13 protein-coding genes are annotated in these 13798 nt (G+C 43.3%); 10 read left to right on the forward strand and 3 right to left on the reverse strand.

The window, feature by feature from the left end; translation table 11 throughout:
* The first annotated feature begins 37 nt into the window (after positions 1-37).
* From HFE01_RS04530 to HFE01_RS04560, 7 genes are all read left to right on the forward strand, one after another.
* Positions 38-1006 carry a glycoside hydrolase family 43 protein gene (locus tag HFE01_RS04530; protein WP_016819171.1) on the forward strand — a complete coding sequence of 323 codons (969 nt, stop codon included), beginning with the start codon at positions 38-40 and terminating at the stop codon, positions 1004-1006.
* A 341-nt stretch (positions 1007-1347) separates the two neighbouring features.
* The gene (locus HFE01_RS04535; protein WP_025364599.1) at positions 1348-3456 is read left to right on the forward strand and encodes a class I SAM-dependent methyltransferase; all 2109 of its coding nucleotides are present in this window, start codon (positions 1348-1350) and stop codon (positions 3454-3456) included.
* A gap of 87 nt (positions 3457-3543) precedes the next feature.
* Complete coding sequence (locus HFE01_RS04540) at positions 3544-4074, forward strand: GrpB family protein (protein WP_016819175.1); 531 nt, start codon at positions 3544-3546, stop codon at positions 4072-4074.
* Between the two features lie 33 nt (positions 4075-4107).
* The gene (locus HFE01_RS04545; protein WP_167438220.1) at positions 4108-4758 is read left to right on the forward strand and encodes a hypothetical protein; all 651 of its coding nucleotides are present in this window, start codon (positions 4108-4110) and stop codon (positions 4756-4758) included.
* 92 nt (positions 4759-4850) lie between these two features.
* Entirely contained in the window at positions 4851-5276 is a 426-nt protein-coding gene (locus HFE01_RS04550) for a VOC family protein (protein WP_019686939.1), read from the forward strand.
* Between the two features lie 225 nt (positions 5277-5501).
* Positions 5502-5975 (forward strand): MarR family winged helix-turn-helix transcriptional regulator, encoded by a 474-nt coding sequence (locus HFE01_RS04555; protein WP_044785533.1) that lies wholly within the window; start codon positions 5502-5504, stop codon positions 5973-5975.
* 155 nt (positions 5976-6130) lie between these two features.
* On the forward strand, positions 6131-7366 hold the full coding sequence (locus HFE01_RS04560; RefSeq protein ID WP_164965276.1) for an MFS transporter: 1236 nt from the start codon (positions 6131-6133) through the stop codon (positions 7364-7366).
* A 141-nt stretch (positions 7367-7507) separates the two neighbouring features.
* Here the strand turns inward: HFE01_RS04560 and nrdF are convergent, their stop codons facing one another.
* The 3 genes from nrdF to nrdI form a co-directional block, all read right to left on the reverse strand.
* A complete protein-coding gene (gene nrdF, locus HFE01_RS04565) occupies positions 7508-8473 on the reverse strand; it encodes a class 1b ribonucleoside-diphosphate reductase subunit beta (protein ID WP_013370558.1) in 966 nt (321 codons plus the stop codon).
* Between the two features lie 217 nt (positions 8474-8690).
* A complete protein-coding gene (gene nrdE / locus HFE01_RS04570) occupies positions 8691-10775 on the reverse strand; it encodes a class 1b ribonucleoside-diphosphate reductase subunit alpha (protein ID WP_167438172.1) in 2085 nt (694 codons plus the stop codon).
* The gene (gene nrdI / locus HFE01_RS04575; protein ID WP_016819181.1) at positions 10762-11121 is read right to left on the reverse strand and encodes a class Ib ribonucleoside-diphosphate reductase assembly flavoprotein NrdI; all 360 of its coding nucleotides are present in this window, start codon (positions 11119-11121) and stop codon (positions 10762-10764) included. The genes nrdE and nrdI overlap by 14 nt, the downstream gene beginning before the upstream one ends.
* A 418-nt stretch (positions 11122-11539) precedes the next feature.
* Between nrdI and HFE01_RS04580 the strand changes: the two genes are divergently transcribed.
* Genes HFE01_RS04580 through HFE01_RS04590 form a run of 3 tightly spaced genes read left to right on the forward strand, consistent with a single transcriptional unit; the run spans position 11540 to position 13749 of the window.
* Positions 11540-11902 carry a DUF2500 domain-containing protein gene (locus HFE01_RS04580; RefSeq protein WP_025364603.1) on the forward strand — a complete coding sequence of 121 codons (363 nt, stop codon included), beginning with the start codon at positions 11540-11542 and terminating at the stop codon, positions 11900-11902.
* A 60-nt stretch (positions 11903-11962) separates the two neighbouring features.
* Positions 11963-12523, forward strand: coding sequence for a GNAT family N-acetyltransferase (locus HFE01_RS04585; protein ID WP_025364604.1), 561 nt, complete (start codon positions 11963-11965; stop codon positions 12521-12523).
* A gap of 2 nt (positions 12524-12525) precedes the next feature.
* Positions 12526-13749 carry an MFS transporter gene (locus tag HFE01_RS04590; RefSeq protein WP_167438171.1) on the forward strand — a complete coding sequence of 408 codons (1224 nt, stop codon included), beginning with the start codon at positions 12526-12528 and terminating at the stop codon, positions 13747-13749.
* Positions 13750-13798 lie beyond the last annotated feature (49 nt).

The following is a 13798-nucleotide window of genomic DNA, read 5'->3' on the forward strand; positions in this document are numbered from 1 at the left end:
TATGAACTACATATTACACATAGAGGAGAGAAAAACCATGAATCAACCTGTATCTTTTAATAATCCGGTCATTGAGCAACGTGCAGACCCTTGGATTTACAAGCATAGTGATGGGTATTATTATTTTACCGGATCTGTGCCAGAGTATGACCGCATTGAGGTTCGGCGGGCACGTACTATTCAAGGCTTGAATACAGCAGAACCAGTGGCAGTGTGGCATAAATATGAAACGGGTCCGTTAAGCGCGAACATTTGGGCACCGGAAATTCATTATATTAACGACAAATGGTACATTTATTTTGCAGCAGCTCGTACTACAGAAACGAAGGAAGGTCTGTTCGACCATCGGATGTTTGTGCTGGAAAATGCTTCAGCTAATCCGCTGGAAGGTGAATGGGTGGAAAAGGGACAGATCAAAACTCGCTGGGAGACGTTTGCTCTCGATGCGACAACCTTCCAGCATAATGGCGTTCTATATTATGTATGGGCTCAGAAAGACCCGGACATCGTAGGTAATTCCAATTTGTATATATCAGAAATGAGCAATCCGTGGACGCTGCGTGGTGAGCAGGTCATGATCTCAACACCAGAATATGACTGGGAAGTTATCGGTTTTAAGGTAAATGAAGGAGCAGCCGTTCTGAAACGGAACGGAAGGATTTTTATCAGCTATTCAGCTAGTGCTACAGATCACAATTATTGCATGGGCCTGCTAACGGCAGACGAGAATGCCAACTTACTTGACCCGAAATCGTGGGCAAAGTCTCCTGCGCCAGTATTCTGCACGAATGAGGAGACAGGTCAATTCGGACCTGGTCACAACAGCTTTACTGTTGCTGAGGATGGTAGTGACGTTATCGTATATCACGCTCGTAATTACAAGGAAATTACAGGTGACCCGCTGTATGATCCGAATCGTCATACACGTGTTCAGCGTTTGAACTGGAATGAGGATGGAACACCTGACTTTGGTATCCCGGTACCAGATGGCGTTTCTGTTGGTTAATCCAGTCGAAATATATGCTAGATGATTGACGTGTCACACAGTGACACTATAATTTTATAAACAACGTAGGAAAGTAATTTTGCTGCGTGTAACAATGGCAATAAGATACCTTCGACCTTAGGGTTGGAAGGTATCTTTTTGATTTTGGGAGACGGAGCGAAGTTACGGGTACTTTAAATCATGGGATGCGATACACAGAACATGTCAAGCGAATAATTGATACAAATGTTTAATATTTTCCACGAGATGGAAGCTACAAATGTATGGTAAAGTGTAGGGTATACAAGATATTTTCAAAAGTCTCCTGTGCATACCGAATCGAATCACACGAGGTGAGAAAAATGTTACAATCGTTAAAAGCCATTGCTAATTACAGGAAAGAAAGTGATCTGGCCTGGGATACACCGACCTGGCTAAAGCTGCTTGTTTCGGCTGAGGAGCGTATTGTAAATTTGGAGCGCATTCGATCCATAGGTGAGTTAAAGGATGCTAATCCTGTACTGGATTATGTGGAGCGCACATTGCTTATTTTGGACGGACTTCCATTGTCATTCTGGGTTAAAGAGCTACTGGAGGATGTATTGGTATGGTCTGAGACCGCCAAAGGAGGCACAGTCCGCGAACGGCTACGCTGGCAGCATGAGGGCATTAATTTATTTGTACATAATATTGGCTCCTCTCAGCTGTATGTCAGACAGGCTCAAGCAGAGTCCCCTGCATACCCGCGTAACAGCATGACCCGGATTCTGATTGAGACGCATGGATTGATCGGACAGTATATACGGGGAGAAATACCTTTTGCGGAAAATCGACTGCTGCTTGAAATTACTCGTAAAGGCTGGCTGAGCTCGGAGGAATTGGAGCTTGTGTTACGAGCACTGAACGAATGCATTATCGCCGGTGTAGATCCTGCATTATGGGAGCAAGTACGCGGTGAAGTGGAGCAACTCATCGGCTGGATTGCCTGGGATAACGCCCCTGTAGTCTGGAGTGTAAAGGAGCGACTGGAGAGATTGCGGTCGGTTTCGATTCATGAAGGTGAGCCGTTTGAGCAGGCTTACGCCGAGCTGGAGCGGGAGCTGAATGTAGAGAAGGCGCTGGCTCCGCTGGAGAATCGGACACTTTGGTATGTAGAATCAGCTTTGCAGGATTTTTCACTTCAAGAATTGGTTAAGGTATTTTTACTCACGTTGAGGGATGGCACAGGGCAGGAACAGCCTGCAACGGTACGGCATATTAGTTTTGAATCACTTATGAATACGATGTATTATGACTATCGTGGTGTTAAGAAAATTAACGTATACAAAAAAAGAATGATAGAAAAATATTTAAGCGCATTGTCCTGGCAGGACATCACAAAAGGGAAACGGGAGCATAATCCTCATTTGAGTGTAGTCGTAGAGCATAAGGAGGAGTTGCCAAGTACCGTATTTTTTAATTTTGTATTTTCATCAGCTGCAGAAAAATTGATCGACTTTTGTATTGAGGCAGAAAAGACGCCTCTGTATGACAAAGCAGTCCTGCTGCTGTTTGATCTGTTCGGATTACGGCGCGATGCCTATGATCGCTTTCACAATGAGGAAACATACCTTACAGATATGAACCAGACCGCCGATTTCAAAAGGGTCATTCTAGATTACGTGACTGGAACCCGTATACTGGATATCGGACCTGGCGGGGGCGTACTGCTGGACCTGATCGAGCAAGAAAGACCGGACTCGAAGCCGTTGGGTCTTGACATTTCTGTGAATGTGATTGAGGCCCTTAAACGTAAAAAGCAATTGGAGCACCGTCGTTGGGATGTCATCAAAGGGGATGCGCTTCAATTAGAAGAGTATGTGGAAACGGAGAGCATGGATACGGTTATTTTCTCTTCGATTCTTCATGAGCTGTATTCCTACATTGAACGAGATGGAAAAAGGTTCAATTCACAAACAGTGGAGGCTGCTTTGCATAGCGCCTACCGTGTACTTGCACCCGGCGGGCGCATTATCATTCGTGACGGTATTATGACCGAACCAGTAGAGCAGCGCAGACGCATTCGATTTTTGGAGCCGGACGGAATGGAATGGCTGCTGCGGTATGCGCAGGATTTTGCGGGTCGCCCCATTGAAATAGAGCGCATAGGTGAGCATGAGGCTGTTTTGCCGGTAAATGATGCAATGGAATTCTTGTATACCTATACATGGGGGGCGGAAGCCTATGTGCATGAGGTACAGGAGCAGTTTGGTTATTTTACTCCGTCACAGTATGAAGAGTGTATTCGTAACACACTTGGACCACAGGCGATTATCCGGTTGAGCCGCCACTATTTGCAGGAGGGCTATGCCGAAGCGCTGTCCAGTCGTGTTGAGTTCATGGATGAGCAAGGTCAGCCGGTTCCTTTGCCAGACAGTACCTGTCTGATCGTAATTGAGAAGCCAAATAACAGGGATGAAGCAACTAAATGATTTTTAATTTAAACAAGAGAATGCCTTCTGAGTTGTGCCAAGCGCACTGGGAAGGCATTTTTTTGGAAAACGAATGGAGGTGCCTTCATGTCCGCGCAGGTAGTGATATCCGAATATAATCCGCAGTGGGTAGCAGAGTACATACAGGAACGAGCCAAATTGATAGAGGCTCTCGGAGACGTGTGTGTCGGCGTAGAGCATATCGGTAGTACATCCGTTCCTGGTTTGGGAGCCAAGGCTATTATCGACATTATGGTTGGAGTAGAAGATTTGGCGATGATTCAATCCGAACAGCGAGAGCGTTTGCTAGGTATTCAATATGAATATGTACATAAGCCTGATTTTCCAGAGCGAGCTTTCTTTCGCCGTGGAGAATGGGGAGCTGGGACCCATCATTTGCATATTTACAAGTATAAAGGAGAGCATTGGGAAAACCATCTATTGTTCAGAGATTACTTGAAAGCGCATCCTGAAAGCCTGGGAGCGTATGAGACTTTAAAAAAAGATTTGGCTCACCAATTCAATCATGACCGTGCAGCGTATACCGAAGCCAAGGGACCTTTCATTCGGCAGGTGGTTGAGCAAGCGAAGCTTGAAAGACAAAGCAGAGACAAATGAAATTTTAGTACGCGTGGACAAGGTGGAGGAATGATGAAGAATAGGATGCTTGATGCACAGGTAACGCCGAATGGTTTAAAAGACAGAATGATGCTGCTGTCAGCACTGGATATTATATTGTCTCCAGAAGATTGGTTGCGCACGTATCGTATGCAGTCTGAATGGTCTGGTGATGTGTGCCTAGGTGAGGTGAACAACGGCGCTGGAGATACGATTCATATGCTATGGACGCGTGGAGGTGTGCTATTAAAAGGTTTTGACCACGAATCCCCTGTAAGTCCTCATGCAAGAGACGAATATGAGATCTGGCCGGGCATGTACGACGGTGTACCTGATGATATGATGGAGCTTTTAGAAGATGAAGCGCTGGAGAAGGAGGACGTTACCTTTTGTATGTGGAGGGAAGCGGGAGATAAGGAGTGGCGTATGGGCAACGTGAACATTCCTGAGGAATATGACGATGGATCATCCTTTTTGCTGGGGAAAATTATAGTTACACCGGAGGAATATCATGATTGGGCTGAAAGTTACTATGAGCTGCCGATTTCTCTAGGGGTGGTAAGCCAGATTTTCAACGGCGTTCCGATCACTGCACAGATGATCTCTGCGCTTCATCCACAGCGTAACGTTAGGGAAGCGATAAAGGAGCTAAAACAGCTTGGCGTTCAGGTGCATGAAAGCTAAGAATACAGATTTGTTTTTCTTGACAAGTTTTGTATATAATACAGGAGAAATGGCTGGGCTAATTACCTCGAATTAAAGGAGCTGTGTTGAAGATGTCCAAACGTTTGATTCCTTACATCACGATGGATGGAAATGCAAAAGAAGCAATCGAATTTTATGAAAAGGCATTGGATGCTCAACTGCTTTTTATCCAAACCTTTGGGGAAATGCCGGAAAACCCCGATTTTCCCATTCCCGCAGAGGTCAAGGAACGTGTGGGACATGCCACCCTTAAAGTGGGCGAAACAGAGCTCATGTTTTCGGATACCTTTCCCGGATCGCCGTTTAGCAGCGGAAATCAGGTGAGTATCTGTATTACAACCGATAGTGTGGAGCAAGCTCAAAAAATGTTTGATGCTTTACAGCAAGGAGGGCAGGTGGGAATGCCTTTGCAGGCAACCCATTTTAGTCCAGCTTATGGGAATGTAACAGACAAGTTTGGTGTCACCTTTCAAATGTTCACAGAGGCTCGGTCTTAAGAAATGGAAAACGGCTCGGTCCGCTACTTTAGCGATCTGGCCGTTTTTTTGCGTGCATGTCCTTGTCTGAAAAATAAATATACATACATAAAACATGGGGAGTGTTCGGATCTCTTTTTTCATGTATCGCTCAATTCCTAAAATAATTGTTTTAATATTGTTGAAATGGAAACCCAAATATATTATATTAAATTGTTAATGCACCAACGGGTGGGAGGACAGTCCATGAACAAAGAAGAACAGGTCATAATGGGTTTCAGGGACTTATATAACAAGATGGTTTCGCTTAATAAGGACAAGATGGAAGACAGTCTTAAGGGTTATAAGCCTTCTGAAGTACATTGCATGGAATACATTGAAAAAAATGTAGATTCCAACGTGACAACACTTGCGGAGTCCCTTTATATGACTAGCGGTGCCATAAGTAAAATAACTAAGAAGCTCATAAAAAAAGGCCTTATCGAAAGCTACCAGAAGCCGGATAACAAGAAAGAAATTTATTTTAGGCTTACTGAGCAAGGGAAAGTAGTCTATAAAATCCATGAGGAACTGCACAAGGAGTTTCAAGAGCGGGATAAAGCCGTATTTGAGCAGGTAACCGAGGAGCAATTTGACAGTATGCTTAGCTTTTTGGAAAAGTATAGCAGGCATTTGGATGCAGAAATAAAGAAAAAGGATATAGATATCAAGTCGAAATAAATTTGAATAATGAAAATCAAACCACAGGCAGCCGGGCTCTATTGAGAACGGGCTGCATTTTTTTATTATTATTTTGTTTCCAGGGAAGAAAAAATGTGATACGATAATTTTGTTTCCTAGGAAGTAAAATCGCAACTTTTGAGGGGAGAATTTAAGTGTTCAAATTTAGATCACACCATAAACAGACCACAGAACAAACCGTAGATAAACACGCTTTAATATTCGGCCTTATCTCTGTGTTTCTTTGCGGAATAAGCTTCAGTATTATAATACCTGTCGTCCCATTCTTAGTGCAGCCTTATACAAGCAATCCAGGAGAACAAGCTATAGTTGTTACGCTGCTGACCTCTGTTTATGCATTCTGCGTGTTTTTTGCGGCTCCGGTACTTGGAGCTTTGAGCGACAAATATGGCCGTCGACCCTTGCTCTTAGTCTGCCTTTTGGGTTCCGCAATCGGGTACTTAGTTTTTGGTATAGGAGGAGCTGTATGGGTACTATTTGCTGGGCGTATCATAGAAGGTGTAACAGGTGGGAGCATAAGCACGATCTTCGCATATTTTGCAGACATCATTCCTCCAGAACAGAGAACTAAATACTTTGGATGGTTGAGTGCAGTTGTAGGTGTCGGCACTGTCATTGGTCCAACTCTAGGTGGATTACTTTCCAAGTTTGGTTATTCTGTACCTATGTATTTTGGAGCAATAATCACTTTATTGAATGTTGTTTATGGATTCTTTTTTATGCCTGAGAGCCTTGACAAGAAACATAGACTGAAAGAGATTACCTTTGTAAGACTGAATCCATTTACACAGCTTGCAAACGTACTTTCCATGAAAAACGTGAAAAGGCTACTTGTCTCAGCGTTCTTACTTTGGATACCCAACGGATCTTTACAGGCAGTTTTCTCTCAATTTACAATGGATACCTTCAGTTGGAAGCCTGCACTAATCGGACTTATGTTTTCAATTATGGGTTTCCAAGACATCATTTCACAAGGTTTCATCATGCCAAAGCTTTTAAAAAAACTTAATGATAAACAGATAGCCATTCTTGGAATGTTCTCGGAGATTATAGGCTACAGTCTTATTGCGCTATCTGCTTTGTTCTCATTCTATCCTCTTGTTATCGCCGGAATGTTTATATTTGGTTTTGGTGATTCGATCTTTGGGCCCTCATTTAATGGGATGCTCTCCAAGTCTGTCGATTCTAGTGAACAAGGAAGGATTCAAGGTGGTAGTCAATCTATTCAGGCTTTGGCAAGAATGATTGGGCCTATCATTGGAGGTCAAATCTATGTATCACTTGGTCATGCCACACCCGCTTTTATGGGTATGATTCTTATAGCAGTGGCAATACCCGTTTTATATAAGAGAACGGATGTGAATATGTAAACTACCGCTCGAAGCTTTCCGTAATCACCTGCATAGCAGGTAGTTTTAAGAAGATAATAGGGTTTCAGAACTTAGGAACAAGTTCTGAAACCCTATTTGTTTACAGTATCGCCTTGCTAAATTAATTTTACGTATGTGTACTTAAACGCCAAAGTTAAAATCATCATCTGTCAGCGGCTCTACATTCATTGCCCGTACATAGCCGTTTCCTTTTTTAGAAAAGAAATCGTGCTGCTTGGTATGGGTACTGATGCCGTTGAATACAATGGGATTGACTTCTTCTTCTTCAAAAAGTGGGTCAAAGCCCAGGTTCATCATGGCCTTGTTGGCGTTGTAGCGCAAGAAGACTTTAACATCGTCTACAAGTCCAATAGGGGCATAAATTTGCTCGGTATATTGTTCTTCGTTATTGTGCAAGTAGCGCAGCAAGCCTACCAGCGTCTGGTAGAGGTCACGTTGTTCTTCCTCGTCCAGTTCTGCATAAATCTCCTGTGCCAGTACACCTACATAGACACCGTGAATACTTTCGTCACGCAGGATCAGGTCGATAATTTCCCCGCTGCATGTCAGCTTGCCTTGACCTGCCAGATAGAGAGGGTAGAAGAATCCGCTATAAAACAAATAGCTTTCTAACAGCACCGACGCAGCCATTGCGAGATACAGGTCTTTCGGTGTATGGATGTTCATATAATACTGACGAATGGTTTCTGCTTTGGTTTGGAGATGGGGATTTTCTTCAACCCAGCGGAATACACCGTCAATTTCTTCCGTGGAAGCCAGGGTGGTAAAGATGCTACTGTACGACTTGGCATGAATTTGCTCCATCATCGCCATAAAGCTTAATACCGCTTTGCGTTGCAGTCCGTCTACATGCTCCATAATTTGCGGCATCCCCACACCGCCTTGAATGGTGTCTAGCAGAGTCAAGCCGCCCAGCACCTTCATGTAGGCTTCTTTTTCGATATCACTGAGGGTTACCCAGGACATTTTATCATCAGACAGCGGAATTTCATCATCCGTCCAAAATTGCATAATATTCTGATTCCAGAACATCAGTGTGAAATCATCGTCCGAGCGGTTCCAGTTTACGGCTTGTATACCTGTCATTGTTAGCATTCTCCCTTCAGCTTGCGAGATTCCCTAGAAACACACGTAAGATGTTACCGGAGAGTCATCGTCTGCTTGACATACGGAAGCTGTATCCGTGAGGGCTTTGTCCAATCCTGTAAAGGTCTGAACCACGCGCTGGATACAGCTTCTAATGCCAAGCATTCATATCTATTCAAAATCTAATTTTATTTTATAGCTTGTTACCATATATGCATTAGATGGAGCAAGTGAGGCACTCTTCCACAGACAGTTTTTTGGTACGTGTGTAGTATAACGATTTAAGTCCTTTATGTGCGGCATACAGATAGCAACGTGCTAACTGACGTGTAGTCACGTCACTGTTCACATGAAGTACAGTCGAAATTCCTTGGTCCACGTGAGGCTGGATTTCGGCAATCAGATCAAGCACTTTGAATTGGTCCATTTGATAAGCGGATTTGTAAAAGAATACATTATCCTTTTGCAAATACGGCATCGGATAGTAAGTCGTCGAATTCGCATAGGTACGAGTCTCGATTTGCTCAACAATTGGCATAACGCTGGACGTTGCATTTTGAATGTACGAAATGCTGGCAGTAGGAGCAATCGCCATACGATAAGCGTGGTACAGACCGTTCTTCTTGACGTCTGCTTTTAGTTTGTCCCAATCCGCTTGAGTTGGAATATAAATGTCCTTGAACAATTCTTGCACACGTGCCGTTGTTGGACGATAATCCGTGTTCAGATATCGGTCAAAATATAGACCTGTCGCATAATCGGACTCCTCAAATCCATAGAAGCTTTGTCCGGCTGCTTTTGCGATTTCCATACTCTTTTCAATAGAATGATAGTTCATCGTCATGAAGAAGGTACGGACAAAATCCTTCGCTTCATTGCTTTCATACGCAATTTTGTTCTTGGCAAGGTAGCCGTGCAGATTCATTACACCCAGACCAACGGAATGCATTTCACTGTTCGCTTTTGCAACACCTGGGGCATTAGCTACTTGGGTCATATCGCTGACCGAGGTAAGAGCAATCATACCCTCATGAACGGACTCACGGATTTTGCCATGTTCCATCACATTTACAATGTTCAGGGAAGCCAGGTTACAGCTTACATCCCGGCGAATAATATCCTGTTGTCCATAATCTGTAATTTCGGAAGTTTCCTGCAACTGGAAGATTTCCGTGCATAGGTTCGACATCTTGACTTGGCCCACGTTTTTAAGAGCATGCGCCTGATTTGCGTTACTTTTGTTCATAATATATGGATAGCCAGACTCCAACTGAATCATGGCAATTTTCGTCAGCATATCACGTGCGCTCATCGCTATTTTTTTCTTCACTCGATCGTCAGCGAGCAGCGTATCGTACATTTCATCCAGATCCATGTCGTCCAAATGTGTTCCATAAGCCTTAAACACACTATAAGGTGCAAATACATGCAGCGGTTCATTATCCTGTGCCAGCTTGTAAAAGCGGTTCGGCACCAGCAATCCGATCGAAAGTGTCTTGAGACGTACTCTTTCATCAGCATTGATTTTTTTACTATCCAGGAACTCCAGTACGTCCCATCCGAAAATGTTGTAATAGGCAGCGCCAGAGCCTTTACGTTGACCCATTTGATCTGCGTAGGAGAAACCATCTTCCATCAGCTTCAGCACAGGCATAATGCCTTTTGCTGCGCCTTCAACACCTTTAATCGCCTCGCCGCGTGACCGCAGTTTCGACAGGTTAACTGCAACACCGCCGCCAATTTTGGACAATTGCATGCAAGTGTTCAATACATAGTTGATTGAGTTCAGAGAGTCATCCATTTCGAGCAAGAAGCAGGACACCAATTCCCCACGGCGGCTTTTGCCAGCGTTCAGGAAGGTTGGTGTAGCTGGCTGAAGACGTTGCTCCATCATCGAGCGGGACAACAGGCGCGCCGTATCGGCGTTACCGCGTCCCAAATGCAGGGCGACAGCAGCCACCCGGTCAGGGTAGTGTTCCAGATAGACTTTACGGTCGTTACTCTTCATTGCATAATCAGTATAAAACTTGGATGCTGCCATATAGGAAGGGAATTTAAAATTATAGCTATGAGTGATATGGAAAATATCATTAATTTCATCAGCTGTATAGCTGTTATAGAAATTTTCGTAATAATCATTCTCAATCATATACAGCACTTGAGCAGCTGTGTCAGCAAACTTCAAACTCCGTTCTTGAACTTCCTTCATAAATTCTGCTACAGCCTCTTGGTCCTTTTCCAATTGGAAAAAGCCGTCTGTATCGCGTTTCATCAACATGTTGTTCAATTCAATATGCCGCAACTCGGCTCACCTCCTGTTTAAAACGCTCCACATCTCCGAACGTTCCAGATAATTCAAATTTGCTAATCACGGGGACATTATAATGGTCGGCAATCAAATCCGCACTTTTGGCAAATTTCTCACCCCAGTTACGGTTGCCGCTTGCAGCTACACCAACAAGGTTTTGTGCATTTTTTTTCAAAAATGAAGATACCCTCTCAGGTATCTGCCCAAACCCGGTTGTATATGTAATGAGTACGTAAGGTTCTTCTATAGTCATTTGCTCCTCAATCTGAACCGCCGGAAGCTTGAGCTTGTTTATAAATCTTTTTACATTGCCGGTCTTGGAATCATAAGCAATCAGCATGGTGTGCAACCTCCTTAACAATTAACGAAAAAAAGAAAACGGCATTGCCAAGAGACCCATCATAGCTGTTCATAGCTGTAATCCCTTGCTGGCTGCGCCATTTAAGATTTTTGACTCTATATTTACATGTATTTTCATACCTTTATCTTCAAGATATCGGGCATAAATACGTTTTTTACACTATATTTAGAGTACATTTTCTATTTTATATCTATATATAGTTTTGTCAATCGGTCTAGAGAGGCTCAGAGGACCCAGATCGGGTGTAAGTCCAAGCAGGGTGCGGAAAAGAGCGAAAGAACTTTTTTTTCGTAAGTATGTTAAAAAAGTATTGGAGTTTTTTAAGCTGAGGATGTACGATTTGTCAATGGGCAATAGAATGGAAAATTTACATTTTACTGTAGAAAGGATGAAGCAAATGGGAAGTGGTTTTATGGCATTTCAACCGTTTAGTATTATCTTTTTTGTCGTGTTTGGACTCATTGCTTTTGTAATCATTATGGGAATTGTCAAATCGATAAGTGCAGGTCTTTCCAATCAAGCAGCCGAACAGGTCCAACGTTCTTGCAAGGTTGTGGATAAGCGAACGAGAGTGCGTGGGGGATCAGGCAATTTTTCAGCTTCGACCGATTACTATATCACCTTTGAATTTGACAGGGGGGAGCGTAAGGAGCTGGAGGTGAAGGATACGGACTTCGGAATGATTGTAATCGGGGATCGCGGGGAGGTTCATTATAAAGGTACACGGTTCCTGGAGTTTGTGAGATTAATGGGAGCGTAAAAGGGGGACAGGGTGATAGAGTATTACCAGAACCAATACATAATAGGGAGGAAGCTGACGATGCCACATATCATTGGAGCACGAATTGTATTAAGAGAGTACCGTCAGGAGGATATACCTGATATCCGAAGATGGGTTAATGACCCGGCAATCACACATGGATTAAGCGACGTATTTATCTATCCGCATTCACAGGCTAATAGTGAATCTTTTGTACAGATGATGATTGACGGCAACTCTGAGATCAAGGGCTTTGTCATTGCACATAAAGATACACTGGACTATATTGGACAACTCGATTTATTCAAAATCAACTGGGTAAATCGGCACGCCACCCTTGGTATTGTAATCGGGCGCGACGGTGATCTGGGCAAAGGATATGGGCGGGAAGCGATACGATTGATACAAAAATTTGCATTTCATTCACTGAATCTGCATCGGCTGGAGCTGGAGGTGTATGCGTTCAATGAACGTGCATATCGTTGCTATCTGGCATGTGGCTTTAAGGAGGAAGGCCGACTACGAGAAAAGCTATTCAGGGAAGGACAGTACTATGACATCATTCAGATGGGGATGTTGCGAAGTGAATATGAGGCTGTAGAGCAAGCGAAGGAGCCCTGAAAGTGAGGCCACATAAGCTATTTTACTCCGTCAGTTTTCTTCAATTTTTTATGAGTGAAATCACGGGGACTACACTCATCCTATTTCTGTTAGCTAAAGGACTTTCTCTGCAAAGTGCAAACTTCTTGCTGGTTGTATTCTTTGTAAGTACTTTTCTGTTTGAAATACCAACAGGAGCTATTGCGGACAAGTATGGAAGAAAAATTTCTGTTGTTCTGGGGCTTTGTTGTTTTCTAGTCTACAGTGTGTTGTTCGTTTGGGTAGATCACATGTGGCTGCTTGTGTTCGCACAAGTCTTTGGGGGTCTGGCAATATGCTTGCAATCAGGCTCGTTGGAATCCTGGGTTGTGGAAAACAGCGATAAGCCGATGGAAGTTCTTTTTACAACCTCTAACAGTATACAGTACATTTCGGGATTTATTTGCGGTCTGTTGGGGGCCTTCCTCGCAGCTTTTAACTATTCACTTCCCTGGGCAGCCAGCATTGTATCTATTATCCTATGTATATTTCTATGCTGCTTTTATATGGATGAGAAGAATATTACCCATCGAAAAGCATCAACTACTCACATTAAAACGATTATCGGGGAAAGTGTCCGTATCGGTTTTGAAAATAAGTCGATCTGGATTGTGTTTATCATTGGTTTATTTATCAGCTTTTCGAATTCGGCGGGGAATACATTTCAACAGCCACGTCTGGTCGGTCTTTCTGAACAAGGAATTTGGATTATGGGATTGATCAAGGCGGGCTATTCACTATGTATGACTTTGGGAAGCTATTTGGTTCGAAAGCTAGGCGCACGTTATAGTGATGTACATATACTCATGTATGCTTGCGGGATGATTGGGATATGGCTCATTTTAGCGGGTGCTTTCAACACGTTTTATCCTGTACTGCTTACCTTTTTAATCTATGAAATTGGGCGAGGGATGTATCCGGTTGCCAAACAAATTTTTCTGAACAAAAGGATCTCTAATGAGTATCGTTCAACACTGCTATCTCTGGATTCTGCCATTTCCCAACTAGGTATGTGTATAGGTTTAATCGTGACAGGCATCGTAAGCCGTAATTTTACCAATCTTGCTTCAGATCAAACACCTATTCAGATATCTTGGGTGCTGTGTGGCGGGATTGCATTGATTCCAATCTTTTTGTTGCTTTATGTCCACAGGGTGTCCAGGAAAAATAATAGCTGGAAAGAAAAAGTAACAAAACAGAATGTTTAGTGTAAAAAGGGGCTGACAGGTCTTGACTGTCAGCCCTTATATACTTTTA

The sequence above is a fragment of the Paenibacillus sp. EKM10P genome (assembly GCF_011800655.1).
Lineage (GTDB): Bacteria > Bacillota > Bacilli > Paenibacillales > Paenibacillaceae > Paenibacillus > Paenibacillus polymyxa.